This window comes from Enterobacter vonholyi, assembly GCF_040834095.1.
Classification (GTDB): Bacteria; Pseudomonadota; Gammaproteobacteria; order Enterobacterales; family Enterobacteriaceae; genus Enterobacter; species Enterobacter vonholyi.
Genome location: NZ_CP162152.1, coordinates 4,087,786 through 4,106,324, shown reverse-complemented (window position 1 = coordinate 4,106,324; position 18,539 = coordinate 4,087,786). Strand labels below are relative to the sequence as shown.

Below are 18,539 nucleotides of genomic sequence, written 5' to 3'. Positions count from 1 at the left end.
TGACCTTGCTCAATATTTGCTGAATTGCCTGGAAAACGAAAAGGGGAGTATTTGTTAACGGGGTGATAATTAGTGGTTTAAATATGGCTATGCAATCGGTTTCATATATTTCGATATGATTATTCCCCTCATCCCGGCCCTCTCCCTTCTGGGGAGAGGGTTAGGGTGAGGGGCATTTACAACCTTAGCGTTTTTTACCCATCGCAGCCGCCAGCGCATCCATCATCGCGCTGTTGCCTGCAGGCTGAGTATCACGTCCGCGCGGTTTTGCCGCTTTCGCGGCGGGACGCTGCTGTTCGCGGCCTCCGCCATTGCCGCCGCGGCGCGCGTTGGTGTCGCCCGGCTGCTCGTCCAGACGCATGGTCAGCGCGATACGCTTGCGCTGCAGATCCACTTCCAGCACTTTGACCTTCACGATGTCGCCCGCTTTGACCACGGTGTGCGGGTCTTCAACGAACTTGTCGGCAAGGGATGAGATATGCACCAGACCATCCTGATGCACGCCGATATCCACGAACGCGCCAAAGTTGGTGACGTTGGTCACCGCGCCTTCCAGCACCATGCCGGGCAGCAGGTCGTTCATGGTTTCCACGCCGTCGGCAAAGGTCGCCGTTTTGAACTCAGGACGCGGATCGCGGCCCGGCTTTTCCAGCTCTTTAATAATGTCGGTGACGGTTGGCACACCAAATTTGTCGTCGGTGAAATCAACGGCTTGCAGGTTGCGCAGGGCGCTGCTGTCACCCATGAGATCTTTCAGCGCCTGCTGGGTGGCGGCCAGGATGCGTTCCACCACAGGGTACGCCTCCGGGTGCACGGTGGAGGCATCCAGCGGGTTATCGCCGTGGTTGATGCGCAGGAAGCCCGCACACTGCTCAAAGGCTTTTGGCCCCAGACGGCTCACCTTCAGCAGCTGCTGACGGTTCTGGAACTGGCCGTTCTCATCACGCCAGGCGACGATGTTCTGCGCCATCATGCGGGTTAAGCCCGCCACGCGGGTCAGCAGGGGAACGGAGGCGGTGTTCAGGTCAACGCCGACGGCGTTTACGCAGTCTTCCACCACCGCATCCAGCTTGCGCGCCAGCTGAGTCTGGCTCACGTCATGCTGATACTGGCCCACGCCGATGGATTTCGGATCGATCTTCACCAGCTCCGCCAGCGGATCCTGCAGGCGGCGAGCGATAGAAACTGCCCCGCGCAGGGAAACGTCCAGGTCCGGGAATTCCTGGGCCGCCAGCTCGGACGCGGAATAGACGGATGCCCCGGCCTCGCTGACGATCACTTTCTGTGCCGTCACTTTCGGGAACTGCTTCTGCACGTCGAGGTAAAAACGCTCGGTTTCACGAGAGGCCGTACCGTTGCCGATGGCAACCAGCTCGACGTTGTATTTTTCGCAAAGCGCCGCCACCACGACGGCCGCTTTCGCTGCCTGGCCGGTGTGCGGATAAATGGTATCGGTCGCCACCAGCTTGCCGGTGCCGTCAACCACAGCGACCTTCACGCCGGTACGCAGACCCGGGTCGAGACCCATTGTCGCGCGCAGGCCGGCAGGGGCGGCCATCAGCAGGTCGTGCAGGTTACGGGCGAAGACGTTAATCGCTTCATCTTCGGCGCGTTCGCGCACGGTGCCCATCAGCTCGGTTTCGAGGTGCATCAGCACCTTGATGCGCCAGGTCCAGCTTACTACGCCTTTACGCCAGCTGTCCGCCGGGGCGTTGTTCAGGCGCAGGCCGAGATGGTCGATAATGATCTGCTCGCAGTGGCTCTCTTTCGGCGGCTCGTCAAACTGCGGATCGGCGTTCAGGGAGAGCTGGAGCACGCCTTCGTTGCGGCCGCGGAACATTGCCAGCGCGCGGTGGGAAGGGGTGGTGGAAATCGGTTCGTGGTGATCGAAATAGTCGCGGAATTTCGCGCCTTCTTCCTCTTTACCCGCGACGACGGTAGAGACGATGTGGGCATTCTTCCACAGGTAATCACGCACTTTAGCGAGCAGCGCGGCGTCTTCGGCGAAGCGCTCCATCAGAATGTAGCGTGCGCCGTCGAGGGCGGCCTTGGTGTCCGCCACGCCTTTGTCAGCGTCGATAAATTTCGCCGCTTCGGTTTCCGGATCGTGCGATGGCTCGTTCCACAGCAGGTCGGCCAGCGGCTCAAGGCCCGCTTCAATCGCAATCTGCCCGCGCGTGCGGCGCTTCGGTTTGTACGGCAGATAGAGATCTTCTAATTCGGTTTTGCTCAGGGTGCCGTTAATGGCGCTTTCCAGATCGCTGGTCAGTTTGCCCTGTTCGCCGATGGATTTGAGGATCGCCTGACGACGTTCTTCCAGTTCGCGCAGATAACCGAGACGGGTCTCCAGGTTACGCAGCTGCGTGTCATCCAGACCGCCGGTGACTTCCTTACGATAGCGTGCAATAAACGGCACGGTGTTCCCTTCATCAAGCAGGCGAACGGCAGCTTCTACCTGTTCGGCTCTGGCCTGAATATCACCCGCAATAATGCGGCAGAGCGAATCATTCATCATGGCTTTATCATCTGTTGAGTCGAAAAAATCAGGGGATAGTTATACGGGCTGACACGGCAAAATGCCAGCCGGGGAGGGCGCTCTCGGACTATTTTACGTAGATGATCTCATTGACGTACCAGCTGGCTTCACCAGCTGGAGTCTGAACGATGGCCAGATCGCCCACTTCCTTTTTCAGCAGCGCGCGGGCCATCGGGGAGTCGATGGAGATGTAATCCTTACGACCAAAAATTTCATCGTAGCCGACAATGCGAAAACGCAGGGTGTCACCATCGTCGTTTTCAATCTCCACCCACGCGCCGAAGAACACTTTGCCCTCCTGCTGCGGAGAGTAATCGACAATTTTAAGATTCTCGAGGCACTTCGTCAGATAGCGAACCCGGCGGTCAATTTCGCGTAGCCGCTTTTTGTTGTACTGGTAGTCAGCGTTTTCGCTGCGATCGCCCAGGCTTGCCGCCCAGGTCACCTTTTTGGTTACTTCAGGACGCTCTTCGCGCCAGAGGTAATCCATCTCTTTTTTGAGCTTTTCGTACCCTTCGCGGGTGATCAGGGGCGTTTTCATGGTAAAGCCTTTGCTGCCTGCCGGTTAACTGTCTTGCGCACAATACGTACCACACAGTGTAACAGACAGGATTAATAATGATTTATGTGATGAAATGAGCAGATAAGCTGCTGTTAAATATGCTTTGTAACAATTTCGACTAGAATTTATACCAGAATTAACTGGTCGAATACGTGCACTTTTTTAGAATACGCTGTTACAAAGACTATCCGAACCTTTGGGAGTACACACAATGCAAGAGAACTACAAAATTCTGGTCGTGGATGACGACATGCGCCTGCGTGCGCTGCTGGAGCGTTATCTGACCGAGCAGGGCTTCCAGGTTCGTAGCGTCGCGAACGCTGAGCAGATGGACCGTCTGCTGACCCGTGAATCTTTCCACCTGATGGTTCTCGACCTGATGCTGCCTGGCGAAGACGGGCTTTCTATTTGCCGCCGTCTGCGCAGCCAGAGCAACCCGATGCCGATTATCATGGTGACGGCGAAGGGCGAGGAAGTTGACCGTATCGTGGGCCTCGAAATCGGCGCGGACGACTACATTCCAAAACCGTTTAACCCGCGTGAACTGCTGGCACGTATTCGCGCCGTGCTGCGACGTCAGGCGAACGAGCTGCCGGGCGCGCCGTCGCAGGAAGAAGCCGTTATTGCCTTCGGCAAGTTCAAGCTGAACCTCGGCACGCGCGAGATGTTCCGTGAAGATGAGCCAATGCCGCTCACCAGCGGCGAGTTTGCGGTACTGAAAGCGCTGGTCAGCCACCCGCGTGAACCGCTTTCCCGTGACAAGCTGATGAACCTGGCGCGCGGTCGCGAATACTCCGCAATGGAACGCTCTATCGACGTGCAGATCTCCCGTCTGCGCCGCATGGTGGAAGAAGATCCGGCGCATCCTCGTTATATTCAGACCGTATGGGGTCTGGGCTACGTGTTCGTCCCGGACGGCTCTAAAGCATGAGGCGAATGCGCTTCTCGCCGCGAAGCTCGTTTGCCCGCACCCTGTTACTGATCGTCACCCTGCTGTTCGTCAGCCTGGTGACGACCTACCTGGTGGTGTTGAACTTTGCGATCCTGCCGAGCCTCCAGCAGTTCAATAAGGTCCTGGCCTACGAAGTCCGTATGCTGATGACCGATAAGCTGCAGCTGGAGGACGGCACGCAGCTCGTCGTTCCTCCGGCGTTTCGCCGTGAAATCTACCGTGAACTGGGCATTTCGCTCTATTCCAACGAAGCGGCGGAAGACGCTGGCCTGCGCTGGGCGCAGCACTACGAATTCCTCAGCCAGCAGATGGCGCAGCAGCTGGGCGGTCCAACGGAAGTGCGCGTTGAGGTCAACAAAAGCTCGCCCGTCGTCTGGCTGAAAACCTGGCTGTCACCCAATATTTGGGTTCGCGTTCCGCTGACCGAAATCCATCAGGGCGATTTCTCACCGCTGTTCCGCTATACCCTGGCGATTATGCTGCTGGCGATAGGCGGCGCGTGGCTATTTATCCGTATACAGAACCGACCTCTGGTCGACCTGGAGCACGCTGCGCTGCAGGTCGGTAAAGGGATTATTCCTCCTCCGCTGCGCGAGTATGGCGCCTCGGAAGTCCGTTCAGTGACGCGTGCCTTTAACCATATGGCGGCAGGCGTGAAGCAGCTGGCGGATGACCGTACGCTGCTGATGGCGGGCGTCAGCCACGACCTGCGCACGCCGCTAACGCGTATTCGTCTGGCGACGGAGATGATGGGAGAAGAGGACGGTTACCTTGCCGAGTCCATCAATAAGGACATTGAAGAGTGTAACGCCATCATTGAGCAGTTCATCGACTACCTGCGCACCGGGCAGGAGATGCCAATGGAGATGGCGGATCTGAACGCGGTGCTGGGCGAAGTCGTGGCGGCGGAAAGCGGCTACGAGCGCGAGATTGATACCGACCTTCAGGCCGGTGAAATTCAGGTTCGTATGCACCCGCTCTCCATTAAACGTGCGGTCGCCAACATGGTGGTCAACGCGGCGCGCTACGGCAACGGCTGGATTAAGGTCAGCAGTGGGTCTGAGCTCAACCGCGCCTGGTTCCAGGTGGAAGACGACGGTCCAGGCATCAAGCCCGAGCAGCGTAAGCATCTGTTCCAGCCGTTTGTGCGCGGCGACAGCGCGCGCAGCACCAGCGGTACGGGCTTAGGCCTGGCGATAGTGCAGCGTATTATTGATAACCATAACGGGCTGCTGGAGATTGGAACCAGCGAGCGCGGTGGGTTGAGCATTCGCGCCTGGCTGCCGGTACCGGTGACGCGGGGGCAGGTGAAAGAGAGTTGAAAAAAGGGTGGCACGAGCCACCCTTTTTTGTAGGTCGGGTAAGGCGAAGCCGCCACCCGACATGGACTACAGTTTTGGACCCGCACTCACTAGCGCAGCACCCGCCGGGGTATCGGTATACTTCTCGAAGTTCTCGATAAACAGCTTCGCCAGCGATTCCGCCTTCTCACGCCACTGCTCCGGAGAACCGTACGTATTGCGCGGGTCGAGGATATGCGTATCCACACCCGGCAGCGACGTTGGGATCGCCAGGTCAAACATCGGCAGCGTGAAGGTTTCGGCGTCGTCCAGAGAACCATCCAGAATGGCGTCGATAATGGCGCGGGTATCTTTGATAGAGATACGTTTGCCGGTGCCGTTCCAGCCGGTGTTCACCAGGTATGCCTGCGCGCCGGATGCCTGCATGCGTTTCACCAGCACTTCAGCATACTGCGTCGGGTGCAGCGACAGGAAGGCTGCGCCGAAGCAGGCGGAGAAGGTTGGGGTTGGCTCCGTCACGCCGCGCTCGGTACCCGCCAGCTTGGCGGTGAAACCGGAAAGGAAGTGGTACTGCGTTTGGCTGGCCGTCAGGCGAGACACCGGAGGCAGAACGCCGAACGCATCCGCCGTCAGGAAAATAACCTTCGTGGCATGACCCGCTTTTGACACCGGCTTCACGATATTGTCGATGTGGTAGATCGGATAAGAGACGCGGGTGTTTTCCGTTTTCGACGCATCGTCGAAGTCGATGGAGCCGTCGGCACGCACGGTGACGTTTTCCAGCAGCGCATCGCGACGGATCGCGTGGAAGATATCCGGCTCGGCCTCTTCAGACAGGCGAATGGTCTTCGCGTAGCAGCCGCCTTCAAAGTTGAATACGCCATCGTCATCCCAGCCGTGTTCGTCATCGCCAATCAGGCGACGTTTTGGATCGGTGGACAGGGTGGTTTTACCGGTGCCGGACAGGCCGAAGAAGACCGCCACGTCGCCTTTTTCACCGACGTTAGCAGAGCAGTGCATGGAGGCAATGCCCCGTAGCGGCAGCAGGTAGTTCATGACGGAGAACATCCCTTTCTTCATTTCGCCGCCGTACCAGGTACCGCCGATCAGCTGGATACGCTCGGTCAGGTTGAAGGCCACAAAGTTTTCGGAGTTCAGACCCTGCTCTTTCCACTGTGGGTTGGTGCATTTCGCGCCGTTCATCACGATGAAATCAGGGGTGAAGTCCTGCAGCTCTTCGTCGGTTGGACGGATAAACATGTTTTTCACGAAATGCGCCTGCCAGGCCACTTCGGTGATAAAACGCACGGAGAGACGGGTATCGGCGTTAGCGCCGCAGAAAGCGTCGACAATAAACAAACGCTTGCCGGAAAGTTGATGGGTGACGAGCCCTTTCAGGTGCTGCCAGGTTTCCGGGGAGAGCGGTTTGTTGTCGTTCTTCCCTTTGCCCTTGTCAGCCCACCACAGCGTATCGCGGGTGGTTTCGTCTCGGACGATATACTTATCTTTCGGCGAACGACCGGTAAAGATACCGGTATCGACGGCGATAGCACCAAGATTCGTCAACACACCACGCTCGTATCCTTCCAGTGCTGGATTGAGCTCTTCCTGATACAGCGTATCGTAGTCGGGGTTGTAGACGATTTCCTGGACGTCGTGAATACCATAAGCCTTGAGATCTTGCGGGGTTAAACCAGTAACACGCATATCACTGCTCCTTAGCCAATATGTACTGCCTGAAATTGTAGGGTTTTTCTGAGGTTGTTTACCGCGACGGGGCTCATAGATTCACGCATCTGGACAAAACCCTTACTAACGGAAAACGCTGCGACTCCAGTCACGGCGCAGGCGGATTATCGCAGGAATCGCTTTTTGGGTGGGGAAAATGTTCCGAAAAGGTTAAAGGCTGGTGATTTTATCGGAAAGAATGTGAATGTAATCGCATACACGTAAGAAAATTACGTAAGAGTTACATTGGGAAAACGATTCAGCTTGGGTGGAGTTTTTTGCCCCTCAGCCCAGCCCTCTCCCCTTTGGGGAGAAGGTTAAGGTGAGGGGAAGAGAGGTTTAATGAACCTGCGGATCCGCCGGGGAGGCGTTGTTGCGGATCTCAGCGATATCCATCGAATTGAATACATAGTGCGTACCGCAGTAGTCACAGTGCATATCAATTTCGCCGTCTTCCGCCATGATGCTGTCGATCTCTTCATCCGGCAGGGTTTTCAGTGCGCCAGCGCAGCGCTCGCGGGAGCAGGTGCACTTAAACTCCACGGACTGCGGGTCGTAGACGGTCACTTCTTCTTCGTGGTACAGACGCCACAGCACGTCTGTCGCCGACAGGTTGAACAGCTCTTCCGCCTTGATGGTTTCGGTCAGCGTCGCCAGGTGCTCAAAATCATTGGTCTGAGCGTCCTGGGCAGGCAGAACCTGCAGCAGCATACCGCCCGCAGCAGGCTGGCCGTCCACTTCACCGGTGCGGATGAACAGACGCGTCGGCAGCTGCTCGGAGCGCATGAAGTAATCTTCCAGGCAGGCTGCCAGGGTATCGCCTTCCAGACCGACCACGCCCTGATAGCGCTCACCTTCCTCTGGGGAGATGGTGATCACCAGGTAGCCATTACCTACCAGCGTTTTGAGGTCAGCATTCTCGGGCACGTCGCCCTGAACGCGCGCCACGCCGCGCATCTGCTGCTGGTTATTGCCGTTGATGACCGCCAGCGTCATCGGGCCGTCGCCCTGCAGCTGCACGGTGATATCCCCGGCAAACTTCAGCGTTGCGGTAAGCAGGCTGGTGGCAACCAGCAGTTCGCCCAACAGGGTCTTCACCGGCAGCGGGTAATTGTGGTTTTCCAGAATCTGTTTCCAGGTTTCGGATACGGTGACCAGCTCGCCGCGCACGGCGAATTGTTCAAACAGATAGCGGTGTAATTGGTCGTGTTGGGCCATTTTCATCTCTCGTGCGGGTGAGGTTAATCAGTCTCACCGTGTTTAAATTTCATCAGATCGCGGCGCTCTTTTTTGTCCGGCCGCCGGTCCGGGTGAGGCATCGTCAGCGCGTTCATTTTGCGCGCCAGCGCGGTCTTCTCGCGCTTTTCAATGCTCTCCGCCGTCTCTTCATAAAGCATTACGGCTTCCGCTGCGGGTCGACGTTGTTCGGTAATGGCTTTAACCACCACCGTACGTTCATCGTTGCCCTGACGCAGCGTTAAGGTGGCATTCAGCTCAACCATCTTGCTCGGTTTGCTGCGCTGGCCGTTGTAATGCACTTTTCCGCCGTCAACCATCTCGCGGGCAAGGGCGCGCGTTTTATAAAAACGCGCTGCCCACAGCCATTTATCCAGTCTTACCCCGTCTGAGGGTTTTTCTTTCATGGCGTCTCCTTCACGGTCAGTGAGGGGATCATCTGGCGATAGTCGTTCAGTCCCGGGTGGCGCAGATAGCTTTTTTCAGCCAGGCCAGAGTCAGGATTGGTGACGCCCAGACAGTAGCGAATGCCAAACCTTGCGGCAGAATCCAGAATGGGCTCGCTGTCATCAATGAACAACGTACGTTCCGGCTGCAAACCCGTCTCTTCCTTAACCGCATGCCACAACCGCTGATCCTCTTTCGGATAACCAAATGTGTGGGTGGAAAGAAATAAATCAAGGTGCGACGCCAGACCCGTATGTTCCAGCTTCACCGCCAGATTATGTGGATGCGCGTTGGTCAGCAAGATACGGCGCTTGCCGCTTGCTTTCAGCGCATCCAGAAAGGGCACTGTATCTTCGCGCAGAACGGCGCGCGGGCCCTGGGCGGTAGTCATGGCACAAATATCCAGACCGAGGCGCTCGCTCCAGTAGTCAAGACAGTACCAGTTTAGCGTATGTTGCACGGCGCTATATTGCGAACGAATGAATGCCTGCGCTTCTGCCGGGGAGATCCCCTGCTGCTCGCCATAGGTTTCTGGAACCAGCGTTTGCCAGAAATAGTTATCAAAGGCGAGATCGAGCAGCGTGCCGTCCATATCCAGCAGAACGGTATCAACCTCCTGCCAGGCGATATCAAGATGCATTAGGGGAACTCCAGCCAGATGAAACGTGCGCGACAGGGTAGCACATCTTGTCGCGCAACGACGTTATCAGATCAGGCTCTCAGACGAGGGGATCAGCTTAGGATTGAGGCAGTTTTCGTAATATTGCTGGATGTCGGCAAGCCGCGTGCGCGAGCGCTGGTAGCGGCGCAGGGCCATAAAACCGTTCCAGAAAATGGCGATCAGCATCGCGGTCATCAGCAGCGAGGTGCCGATGTAGCGCCACAGCCCAGCGCTATCCGGCATCCGGTGCAGGCCGATATGGCGAGTGCCGTTGGCGTCGGTATAAATACTCGTGACAATCCCTTCTGCGCTGAACGGCGTTTGCATCAGCATCTGCGCCAGGCGCTGGAATTGGCTCCACTGCTCCTGCGCCGGATAATCATAAAGCGCCACCTGCGGATAAGGCTGATCGACCAGGTCGCTGCCCTCATCGCTTGCAATTACAAAGCCGCCCGGTGCCGGGCTGTTCAGCGCCTGAGCCGCACGGGTGGTCTCGCGCATCATGAACGGTGACGTCGAGGTAGCGACCAGGTTATCCAGAGATTCAGCGCTAACCGGCCGCAGCAGCACGTTAACGCCATCCAGTCGTCCCGCTTCGGCGCGTTTCACCAGCGAGTCCCAGTCTTTACTGTTCCCGAGGTTTACCAGGGCATTTTTAAGACGTATGCACTCATCCTGAGAGGAACAAAGATCCTGCGTTTTCAGAACGATGTCACCAAAATCATCCAGCAGAACCATGCCTGATTTTTGAATGGCCGAACGCAGTGCGGGACTAACGCGTGAATCATCGTCCGGTTTCGGGTGCAGCTGGCGGTTAACCGTCTGGGTAAGAGCCGTGGCTTTATTCACGACTTCGGATTCCGGCAGCGGCAGCGGCGGTGCATCGTTCCAGATAATTTGTGAGCAATCGAACGGCATAAACGGTGAGTTCTGGCGCGTGTTCCACGCCCCCGGGGTGTGAATATTACACATCCCGGTTCCCTTCAGGCGCAGCGTGTCCCCCACGCGCACACCGGCTTCATCCAGTTTGTTGACGCTGGTCGCTTCAATGGTTTGCGCCCCTTTGATCCACGACAGGGTGAATTTGATGGGCATATCCAGCGGCACGAAAAGCAGCAGCATGACTAAGACCAGCGCCGCGCCGCCGGCAATGACCGTGCTGCGAAGCCAGTGCTGAAGCGGGAAATTTTTCACTTCATCATGCAGGGATAAGAAGCGCCCCTGACGCACAACGTGGCGGTCAAGGTAGATATCAATATCGGTTTTCTGCCCCAGGTCCTGCGCGATCCACGGTTGCCAGTGGCGCGGGTAGATCAGGTCGATAATACCGAGCGAGATATTGTTGAGATGTTCCTGATCGTTTTCACCGAAGAGGCCCCAGCGCTTTGGCGTTCCGCGCAGGCAGTGGATTTCGCGCAACGAGGTTCTGGCCGGTGGGGCAAAGAGCCCCCAAAGCCCGCCCGCCAGCAGCAGAACCGCACCTCCAGCCAGCCAGGGGACAAACACATCCGGCGTGAGGAGGCAGATAAAAAAGAGCAGGAAGGCAGCAACGATCAGAATGGCTTCGCGGATGCCGTCCGGGCGGCTCAGAGCGTACTCTTCATGGGTTTCCTGGCGAATATTCAGCAGTTCAATCTGCTCAGTCTCTTCGCCACGAATGGAGGCCTGCGATGAACTGGCGCGTTCCAGCGCAAAACGAGGGGCTTCCTGAAGGTATTCATTCAGCGTATGGCCGTTAAGCGAGATAACCAGGGGCAACGAGTCGGTGTGAATCAGCTCAACGCTGTTTTCGTCGTTAATGTATTGCTCCCAGGACGGGGGCAGATGCACTTCGACGGAATCAAGGTAATAGCGCCATTTGTTAGGGTCATCAGTAGTGATGCCATAGCGCGTGATGGAGCGCGTCACGCAGAGCACGGTATCACTTTGTGCATTAAGATTTAGCGCGACGGGCGCAGCGGTGGCTCCCGTTGGCCCAGGCGTTAATTGAGTACGGTTCAGGATTTCGAGATAGTTTTCAACCGCATCGCGCTCGTCTTGCGTAAGTTTACGCGTGCTTGCACCCGCAAATGCATTTAAAAAGGGCAGGCGATAACGGCGCTGTACGCGGCGCCTGTAAAACCACCCTGCAACCAACGCACCGGCCAGCATAGCAGCGAGAACAATCAAAATGGTGCTCATGCTTTCCCCATCTTACTTATCTTCTTACAGGTGTAGTCAGTAGCACCTTTACATTGAATGAGAGTCTGTGGTTGGCTATCGGCAAGTATGGAGTCGAACTTGAGCATTCTGAAGCGCATCCCAGTGACCGGTGATGATAGCAAAGCCTGTTATGGCGCGATATCAGCAAATTCCTGGAAACATTTCAACCTCTTGACATTTGTTTTGAATTGAGGATTGATCTCAAATACGTTGCATAAATGTAAATAAAGAACAATTGACATTGCCGAAACCGTGCAGCGTATCGCACAATAACGCCAGTTCTCACTGCTAAGACCCATCAAGATGAGCAAACCACTACAAAAACCCACCATTCTGAATGTTGAAACTGTCGCCAAATCGCGCCTGTTTAATGTCGAAAGTGTGGATCTGGAGTTCAGCAACGGTGTGCGTCGCGTTTATGAACGTATGCGCCCTTCTTCGCGCGAAGCGGTGATGATTGTTCCCATTGTCGACGATCATCTGATTTTGATCCGCGAATACGCTGTGGGAACGGAATCTTACGAGCTCGGGTTCTCGAAAGGGCTTATCGACCCGGGTGAAACCGTCTTTGAAGCGGCAAACCGCGAGCTGAAAGAAGAGGTGGGGTTCGGGGCTAATGAGCTTTCATTCCTGAAAAAGCTGAGCATGGCACCGTCCTATTTTTCCAGCAAAATGAATATTGTGGTGGCTGAAGATCTCTATCCTGAATCGCTGGAAGGGGATGAGCCGGAGCCGTTGCCGCAGGTTCGCTGGCCGTTAGCCCACCTGATGGATCTGCTGGAAGACCCTGACTTTAATGAGGCCCGCAACGTGAGCGCGCTGTTCCTGGTACGGGAGTGGTTGAAGGGGCAGGGGCGACTGTAGGCCATAAAAAAAGCCGGGTGGCGACTTCGCCTTACCCGGCCTACGATGCTTTGCCCGGTTTTTACCGGGCATTCTTATTTTTAGAACAGCTCGTGCGTTTCGCCGTTATCGATAATCTCTGTACCCACCTCGTGCACCGCCTGTGTGGTTGGCTGGGTGCCCTCAATGAAATACTCTTCGCGACTATTACCGCCGTTAGCAAGCTGACCAGTGCTGCGGTCGATATTGACCGTCACCACGCCTGGCGGCGGCGTTAACGGCTGCTCCGGCACACCTTCAAGAACGGACTTCATGTAGGCATCCCAGGCCGGCTGCGCGCTCTTCGCTCCGCCTTCGTAGCCGGAAATCTGATCCTTAATCGCGCCGGATGCCGTGGTACGACCTAAATCACGGCGGTGATCGTCGAAGCCGATCCAGACTGATGTCACCACGCCCGGGCCGTAGCCGGAGAACCACGCATCTTTCGAGCTGTTGGTTGTCCCCGTTTTACCGCCGATATCATGGCGCTGCAAATCACGACCTGCGCGCCAGCCGGTACCCTGCCAGCCCGGTTCACCGAAGATGTTGGTGTTCAGCGCGCTCTTAATCAGGAACGACAGCGGCGTGTTGATCACATGCGGTGCGTATTCCTGCGCGCCGGTCTGCGCCACCAGCGCCTGGTTCGCCTGCTCGAGCTGCGGCTGTGGCACAACGCCGTTCTGCTGCTCCTGCGACACGGCAGGGTCTTCCATGTCCTTATTCTCAAGCACCTCGGATTTCGGCGTATTGCCGTAAATGACCGGAATATCGCAGTCAGGGCAGGCAATTTTCGGCTTCGCTTCGAACAGTACGCCGCCCTGATCGTTCTCGATTTTACTGATGAAGTACGGGTCAACCAGGAAGCCGCCGTTAGCCATCACCGAGTACCCGCGGGCGACCTGAAGCGGCGTAAAGGAGGCTGAGCCTAACGCCAGCGACTCGGTGCGAACGATGTTCTGTGCCGGGAAACCGAAGCGCTGCAGATACTCTGCGGCATAGTCGACGCCCATCGCGCGCATGGCGCGCACCATCACCACGTTTTTCGACTGCCCCAGACCCTGACGGAGACGAATAGGACCGGCATACTCCGCAGGGGAGTTCTTCGGCTGCCAGTCGGAACCCGCACCGGCATCCCAGCGGGAGATTGGCACGTCGTTGAGGATGCTGGCGAGGGTCAGTCCCTTATCCATCGCGGCCGTGTAGAGGAACGGTTTGATATTGGAACCGACCTGACGCAGCGCCTGCGTGGCGCGGTTAAATTTGCTCTGGTTGAAATCAAACCCGCCGACCAGGGCCAGGATCGCACCGTTCTGTGGATTGATAGAGACCAGGGCCGAGTTGACGTCCGGCACCTGTGCCAGCCACCAGGCTTCGCCTACTTTGCGCACCCAGATTTGCTGCCCTGTCTGGACGGCATCGGTCACTTTACGCGGCGTTGCGCCCTGTAGGGTATCCGAGCGGTACGGACGCGCCCAGCGGACACCGTCCATGCGCAGAGAGACGGAGGTGCCGTCCGCGAGCGTCGCAACGGCTTCCTGAGGATCGGCCTGCGTCACCACGGCAGGCAGGAGCGGACCATAGGTTGGCAGCGCCTTCAGCGTACTGGTGATTTTTTTGCTGTCCCACGCGCTTTCGCCCACTTTCCAGAGCACGTTTGACGGGCCGCGATAGCCGTGACGCATATCGTAGTCCATCACGTTGTTCCGTACCGCTTCCTGAGCCGCCTGTTGGACTTTGCGGGTGACGGTGGTGTACACGCGATAGCCATCTTCATAGGCCTTGTCACCATAGCGATTCACCATCTCCTGGCGAACCATTTCGGTCAGATAAGGAGATGCAAAGGCGATCTCAGGGGCGTGGTAGTTAGCGTCAATGACATCGTTACGCGCCTGGTCGTATTCGCTCTGGCTGATGTAGCCTTCGCTCAGCATACGTGACAGGACGACGTTGCGACGCGCGGTGGCGCGATCGAGCGAGTAGAGCGGGTTAAACGTGGATGGCGCTTTTGGCAGACCTGCTATGGTGGCCATTTCGCTTAAGGTGAGTTGCTCAACAGGCTTGCCGAAGTACACCTGTGCGGCAGCCCCCACGCCATAGGCGCGGTAGCCCAGGTAGATTTTGTTGAGGTACAGCTCAAGGATTTCGTCTTTGCTCAGCAGCTGCTCAATACGGATCGCAAGGAATACCTCTTTGATCTTACGTATCAGCGTCTTTTCAGGGCTGAGGAAGAAGTTACGCGCCAGCTGCTGCGTAATGGTGCTCGCCCCCTGAGAGGCGTGACCAGAGAACAACGCAATGCTCGCGGCACGGAAAATTCCCACCGGATCGACACCGTGGTGCTCGTAAAAACGGCTGTCCTCCGTGGCGATAAAGGCTTTCACCATCACGGGGGGAATTTGGTTTAAGGTCAGCGGAATACGACGCTTCTCGCCATACTGCGCCATCAGCTCGCCATCGGCGCTATAGACTTGCATCGGGATCTGGAGTCGCACATCGCGAAGCGTGGCGACATCAGGTAGCTGTGGCTCAATATATTTGTACAAACCGTAAATCGAGCCTGCTCCCAGCAGAATGCAACAGACTGCAAGGATGAATAAATACTTTACGAACTTCACCGGAGATTTCCCATTTGGTTTCACTTGGGCAGTTTCTAAACAATCGCGCGGTAGTATAAAGGCAAGCCTGATTCATTGATATAGCCGTCAGGGTGACGGGCGATAAGGAGATCGTGAAGCATGGCTTTCAAAATATGGCAAACGGGCGTTCATATTCAACAGGATAGGGTGCGAATCGTCTCGTTGGCCCGGGAGAGGTCTGGCTGGTGCTTACGCCGCTGGTGGGCGATACCTCTGGCCGAAGGTATCATTCGTGACGGCAAAATTTGTCAGCCAGAACAGCTGGTTGAGGCATTACGCGACTGGCGAAAAACGCTGCCCCACTACCACCGCGTGTTCCTCTCTTTCCCGGCAGCACGCACCCTGCAGCGGTCGCTTCCCCTTCCGGCCGCTGCGCTGCGCGACAGCGAGCAGCTCACATGGCTCGGTGCGGCGCTCGCGCGAGAACTGGAGATGTCTGCCGAAACGCTCTGTTTCGATTACGCGCAGGATACCTTCAGCAATACCTTTCACGTGACTGCCGCGCAAAATAACGAGGTCGACACCCTACTGGCGCTGGCGAAAACGCTGCGTTTGCGGCTGGTAACCATTACTCCGGATGCCAGCGTGCTGGCGAATCTTCTTCCTGCGGTGGCACCAGCGAAATGCATCGCCTGGCGGGACGATCGGCAGTGGCTCTGGGCTATGCGCCACCAGTGGGGACGCCGCTTAACTACCGAAGCAGAAAGCGTGGCTGAGCTGGCGGCGCTGCTGGCTCTTGGTCCAGATGACATCGCGCTGTTTGATAGCCGACGTGACCCGTGGGAAATCCTGGAACGTTACCATGCTCCATTACCGGACTGCGGCGCTGATTATACCGTTGCGCTGGCTTTGGCCATGAGCGAGGTGCCCGCATGAGCATCATGAACTTTCTGCCGTGGCGACAGCAGCGGCGCTCGCGATGCCTGCGCTTCTGGGGCGCAATGTGTGTCGGCACAGTGCTGTTGCTGTTCGTGACCATTTTCTGTCTGCGGATCAACCATCTCGTGAAGCTGCGCGCGCTGCAAACGGATCTGACGGGAATGCAGGCCGTGCAGCACGCGCTTGTCGCCCGGCAAAGACTGACCGCACAGGCGCAGATGCCCGTGCAGACCCTGCAACAACGGGCATGGCAACCGGTGCTGGAATCCCTTTCCCGCGCCGTTCCGGCACAGGTATGGCTGACGGATTTGCGCTATCAGCCCCCTGCTCTGATGCTGAGCGGGTATGCCATAACCCTGCCGGCCCTGTCTGCTCTGCGCGATGCGCTTGGCCTAATAGCGGATTTTACGCCCGGGACGACAGGTGAGCTTCGGCAGGACAGCCAGGGGCGCTGGATGTTCACCCTCCATCTTAAAAGCGAGGGGTAACGCGTGGATACCCTGTTAGAACGCTGGTGCGAAAGCCGTCCCTGGAATCGGGTGCTCTTCTGGTTTCTGGCGAGCCTCCTGGCTGGACTGGCAGCGTGGGGCACCATGCTCAGACCGGTAGACGGGCAGAGTGCCGAACGACAACGCCAGCTGATTCAGGACGTGAGGACGAATGCAGCGTTATGGTCTGCCGTCAGAAAGACGCCGTTTCGTCCGAAAATAACGGAAGCACTGGAGAAGACGCCGTTCTCCCCGCTCGATTTTCAGGGCGATGACGCGACGCTCGTTCACTGGAAGCCGCTACAGAACGGAGGAGAACTGATGCTGGAGGTAGAGTGGCAGGCTATCCCGGCGCTTTTTTCCCGGCTGGCACAGCGGGATGTGCAGATCGCCGCTTTCGCGATTACACCACATGGCACAGCGTTGCGCCTGCGGCTGGAGCTAGAACATGCGAAATAGCACGCGATGTTTGCTGGTTTGCTCTGCGCTGCTACTGACCGGTATGCGCGATCCCTTTCACCCGCCGGACGATCCCTGCGCCATTGGCGAGCTGGCGCAGTGGCACTATCGCGGCATGGTGGGAGGGCAGCAGGCTATCGGCATTTTACAGGATGGACAAAAGCGCTGGTATCGGCTGAAAACGCATGAGCGCTTTCCGGAAGGCTGGACGATAACAACCATCAATGAAACGGAACTGGTTGTTGATGTGGGTGACACATGTGAACTAGGAAAATGGACGTGGCAACGAGAAGGAACGGATAAGAATGAATTTACGGATAATGCTGTGGCTGCTGGCGTTCAGCCATCCGCTGTGGGCCGCCGCGCCAAAACCGGTCACGCTGGTGGTGGATGACGTTCCTGTAGCCCAGGTACTACAGAGTCTGGTTGCCCAGGAGAATAGAAATCTGGTGATATCGCCTGATGTCGGCGGCACGCTTTCGCTCAATCTGAAGCGCGTCCCCTGGCGACAGGCATTACAGACGGTTGTCGCCAGCGCTGGCCTCGTTTTGCGAGAGGAGGGCGGCATTTTTTATGTGTATACCTCGGCCTGGCAGCGTGAACAGCAGGAACGCTCGGAACAGGAGCGGGCCCGAAGACAGCTTGATGCGCCGCTGGTGTCTCACAGCATCGCTTTTTCCTATGCCGATGCCGGAGAGCTGCAGAAAGCCGCGGAAAAACTCCTGAGTCCAAAGGGGAGTTTATCCGTTGACACGCGTACCAACCGGCTGCTGATTCGGGATAACCAGACGGTGGTGGAGACTCTACAGCGCTGGGCCGCCCAGATGGATATTCCCGTCGAACAGGTCGAGCTGGCGGCGCACATTGTGACCATTAATGAAAAAAGCCTGCGCGAGCTAGGGGTGAAGTGGAATCTCGCCGACGCCACCGACGCGGGCAAAGTTGGACAGCTCACCACGCTTGGCAGCGATCTTTCCGTTGCCAGCGCCACCAGCCACGTGGGTTTTAACATCGGACGGATCAATGGTCGGCTGCTTGATCTGGAACTCTCTGCGCTGGAGCAAAAACAGCAGGTCGATATTATCGCCAGCCCGAGGCTTCTGGCCTCGCATATGCAACCAGCCAGCATCAAGCAGGGGAGTGAGATCCCGTATCAGGTCTCAAGCGGTGAAAGTGGGGCGACCTCAGTTGAGTTTAAGGAGGCGGTATTAGGCATGGAGGTCACGCCGGTGGTATTGCCGGGGGGGCGCGTGCGCCTGAAATTGCATATTAGTGAAAATATGCCGGGGCAGGTTCTGCAGCAGGCTGACGGCGAAACGCTGGCGATCGACAAACAGGAGATTGAAACCCAGGTGGAGGTAAAAAGTGGAGAAACGCTGGCGTTGGGCGGAATTTTTTCGCAGAAAAACAAAACCGGCAGTGACAGCGTGCCCGGGCTCGGGAAAATCCCCTGGCTTGGGCAGCTTTTTCGTCACGATGGTAAGGATAATGAACGGCGCGAGTTAGTGGTGTTTATTACGCCACGTCTGGTCGGTATTCGCTGACGGGTAACGATCCCCGCAATGATTTT

At 57.1% G+C, this 18,539-nt stretch carries 16 protein-coding genes; 8 read left to right on the top strand and 8 right to left on the bottom strand.

The window, feature by feature from the left end; genetic code table 11:
• Positions 1-184: 184 nt before the first annotated feature.
• Both AB3N39_RS19350 and greB read right to left on the bottom strand, forming a co-directional pair.
• The gene (locus tag AB3N39_RS19350; protein ID WP_115876851.1) at positions 185-2,515 is read right to left on the bottom strand and encodes a Tex family protein; all 2,331 of its coding nucleotides are present in this window, start codon (positions 2,513-2,515) and stop codon (positions 185-187) included.
• Between the two features lie 88 nt (positions 2,516-2,603).
• On the bottom strand, positions 2,604-3,077 hold the full coding sequence (gene greB, locus AB3N39_RS19345) for a transcription elongation factor GreB (RefSeq protein ID WP_133295259.1): 474 nt from the start codon (positions 3,075-3,077) through the stop codon (positions 2,604-2,606).
• Positions 3,078-3,309: 232 nt separating this feature from the next.
• Here greB and ompR point away from each other — a divergent pair, with 232 nt between their 5' ends.
• Both ompR and envZ read left to right on the top strand, forming a co-directional pair.
• On the top strand, positions 3,310-4,029 hold the full coding sequence (gene ompR / locus AB3N39_RS19340; RefSeq protein WP_001157751.1) for a two-component system response regulator OmpR: 720 nt from the start codon (positions 3,310-3,312) through the stop codon (positions 4,027-4,029).
• The gene (gene envZ, locus AB3N39_RS19335; RefSeq protein ID WP_023309494.1) at positions 4,026-5,372 is read left to right on the top strand and encodes a two-component system sensor histidine kinase EnvZ; all 1,347 of its coding nucleotides are present in this window, start codon (positions 4,026-4,028) and stop codon (positions 5,370-5,372) included. The genes ompR and envZ overlap by 4 nt, the downstream gene beginning before the upstream one ends.
• Positions 5,373-5,438: 66 nt before the next feature.
• Here envZ and pckA read toward each other — a convergent pair whose 3' ends face one another.
• The 5 genes from pckA to AB3N39_RS19310 all read right to left on the bottom strand — a co-directional run bounded on the left by pckA (position 5,439) and on the right by AB3N39_RS19310 (position 11,604).
• On the bottom strand, positions 5,439-7,058 hold the full coding sequence (pckA, locus tag AB3N39_RS19330) for a phosphoenolpyruvate carboxykinase (ATP) (RefSeq protein WP_023309493.1): 1,620 nt from the start codon (positions 7,056-7,058) through the stop codon (positions 5,439-5,441).
• A 360-nt stretch (positions 7,059-7,418) separates the two neighbouring features.
• Positions 7,419-8,303 carry an Hsp33 family molecular chaperone HslO gene (hslO, locus tag AB3N39_RS19325; RefSeq protein ID WP_161495995.1) on the bottom strand — a complete coding sequence of 295 codons (885 nt, stop codon included), beginning with the start codon at positions 8,301-8,303 and terminating at the stop codon, positions 7,419-7,421.
• Between the two features lie 17 nt (positions 8,304-8,320).
• Positions 8,321-8,722 carry a ribosome-associated heat shock protein Hsp15 gene (hslR, locus tag AB3N39_RS19320; RefSeq protein WP_115876852.1) on the bottom strand — a complete coding sequence of 134 codons (402 nt, stop codon included), beginning with the start codon at positions 8,720-8,722 and terminating at the stop codon, positions 8,321-8,323.
• Positions 8,719-9,402, bottom strand: coding sequence for a GMP/IMP nucleotidase (gene yrfG, locus AB3N39_RS19315; RefSeq protein ID WP_143345619.1), 684 nt, complete (start codon positions 9,400-9,402; stop codon positions 8,719-8,721). The genes hslR and yrfG overlap by 4 nt, the downstream gene beginning before the upstream one ends.
• 66 nt (positions 9,403-9,468) lie before the next feature.
• The gene (locus AB3N39_RS19310) at positions 9,469-11,604 is read right to left on the bottom strand and encodes an intracellular growth attenuator family protein (RefSeq protein ID WP_325814307.1); all 2,136 of its coding nucleotides are present in this window, start codon (positions 11,602-11,604) and stop codon (positions 9,469-9,471) included.
• Between the two features lie 324 nt (positions 11,605-11,928).
• Here AB3N39_RS19310 and nudE point away from each other — a divergent pair, with 324 nt between their 5' ends.
• Positions 11,929-12,489: an ADP compounds hydrolase NudE gene (gene nudE, locus AB3N39_RS19305; protein ID WP_008503041.1), complete on the top strand. Its 561-nt coding sequence runs from the start codon at positions 11,929-11,931 to the stop codon at positions 12,487-12,489.
• Between the two features lie 80 nt (positions 12,490-12,569).
• Here the strand turns inward: nudE and mrcA are convergent, their stop codons facing one another.
• Positions 12,570-15,122, bottom strand: coding sequence for a peptidoglycan glycosyltransferase/peptidoglycan DD-transpeptidase MrcA (mrcA, locus tag AB3N39_RS19300; RefSeq protein WP_111963766.1), 2,553 nt, complete (start codon positions 15,120-15,122; stop codon positions 12,570-12,572).
• Between the two features lie 120 nt (positions 15,123-15,242).
• Between mrcA and pilM the strand changes: the two genes are divergently transcribed.
• The 5 genes from pilM to hofQ are packed head-to-tail and all read left to right on the top strand — an operon-like array spanning position 15,243 to position 18,513.
• Positions 15,243-16,019 (top strand): pilus assembly protein PilM, encoded by a 777-nt coding sequence (gene pilM / locus AB3N39_RS19295; RefSeq protein WP_133295255.1) that lies wholly within the window; start codon positions 15,243-15,245, stop codon positions 16,017-16,019.
• Complete coding sequence (locus AB3N39_RS19290; protein WP_143345616.1) at positions 16,016-16,510, top strand: PilN domain-containing protein; 495 nt, start codon at positions 16,016-16,018, stop codon at positions 16,508-16,510. Before pilM ends, AB3N39_RS19290 begins: the two co-directional genes overlap by 4 nt.
• Positions 16,511-16,513: 3 nt before the next feature.
• Positions 16,514-16,969, top strand: a complete 456-nt coding sequence (locus AB3N39_RS19285) for a HofO (RefSeq protein WP_111963769.1) — start codon at positions 16,514-16,516, stop codon at positions 16,967-16,969.
• Positions 16,959-17,363, top strand: a complete 405-nt coding sequence (locus AB3N39_RS19280) for a HofP DNA utilization family protein (RefSeq protein WP_367896956.1) — start codon at positions 16,959-16,961, stop codon at positions 17,361-17,363. Before AB3N39_RS19285 ends, AB3N39_RS19280 begins: the two co-directional genes overlap by 11 nt.
• Positions 17,275-18,513 (top strand): DNA uptake porin HofQ, encoded by a 1,239-nt coding sequence (gene hofQ, locus AB3N39_RS19275; RefSeq protein WP_133295252.1) that lies wholly within the window; start codon positions 17,275-17,277, stop codon positions 18,511-18,513. The genes AB3N39_RS19280 and hofQ overlap by 89 nt, the downstream gene beginning before the upstream one ends.
• Positions 18,514-18,539 lie beyond the last annotated feature (26 nt).

Bases quoted from the DNA above. Each gene is read 5' to 3' on its own strand.
- AB3N39_RS19350 (WP_115876851.1), bottom strand. From the start codon at position 2,515: ATGATGAATGATTCGCTCTGCCGCATTATTGCGGGTGATATTCAGGCC.
- greB (WP_133295259.1), bottom strand. From the start codon at position 3,077: ATGAAAACGCCCCTGATCACCCGCGAAGGGTACGAAAAGCTCAAAAAA.
- ompR (WP_001157751.1), top strand. From the start codon at position 3,310: ATGCAAGAGAACTACAAAATTCTGGTCGTGGATGACGACATGCGCCTG.
- envZ (WP_023309494.1), top strand. From the start codon at position 4,026: ATGAGGCGAATGCGCTTCTCGCCGCGAAGCTCGTTTGCCCGCACCCTG.
- pckA (WP_023309493.1), bottom strand. From the start codon at position 7,058: ATGCGTGTTACTGGTTTAACCCCGCAAGATCTCAAGGCTTATGGTATT.
- hslO (WP_161495995.1), bottom strand. From the start codon at position 8,303: ATGAAAATGGCCCAACACGACCAATTACACCGCTATCTGTTTGAACAA.
- hslR (WP_115876852.1), bottom strand. From the start codon at position 8,722: ATGAAAGAAAAACCCTCAGACGGGGTAAGACTGGATAAATGGCTGTGG.
- yrfG (WP_143345619.1), bottom strand. From the start codon at position 9,402: ATGCATCTTGATATCGCCTGGCAGGAGGTTGATACCGTTCTGCTGGAT.
- AB3N39_RS19310 (WP_325814307.1), bottom strand. From the start codon at position 11,604: ATGAGCACCATTTTGATTGTTCTCGCTGCTATGCTGGCCGGTGCGTTG.
- nudE (WP_008503041.1), top strand. From the start codon at position 11,929: ATGAGCAAACCACTACAAAAACCCACCATTCTGAATGTTGAAACTGTC.
- pilM (WP_133295255.1), top strand. From the start codon at position 15,243: ATGGCTTTCAAAATATGGCAAACGGGCGTTCATATTCAACAGGATAGG.
- AB3N39_RS19290 (WP_143345616.1), top strand. From the start codon at position 16,016: ATGAGCATCATGAACTTTCTGCCGTGGCGACAGCAGCGGCGCTCGCGA.
- AB3N39_RS19280 (WP_367896956.1), top strand. From the start codon at position 16,959: ATGCGAAATAGCACGCGATGTTTGCTGGTTTGCTCTGCGCTGCTACTG.
- hofQ (WP_133295252.1), top strand. From the start codon at position 17,275: ATGAATTTACGGATAATGCTGTGGCTGCTGGCGTTCAGCCATCCGCTG.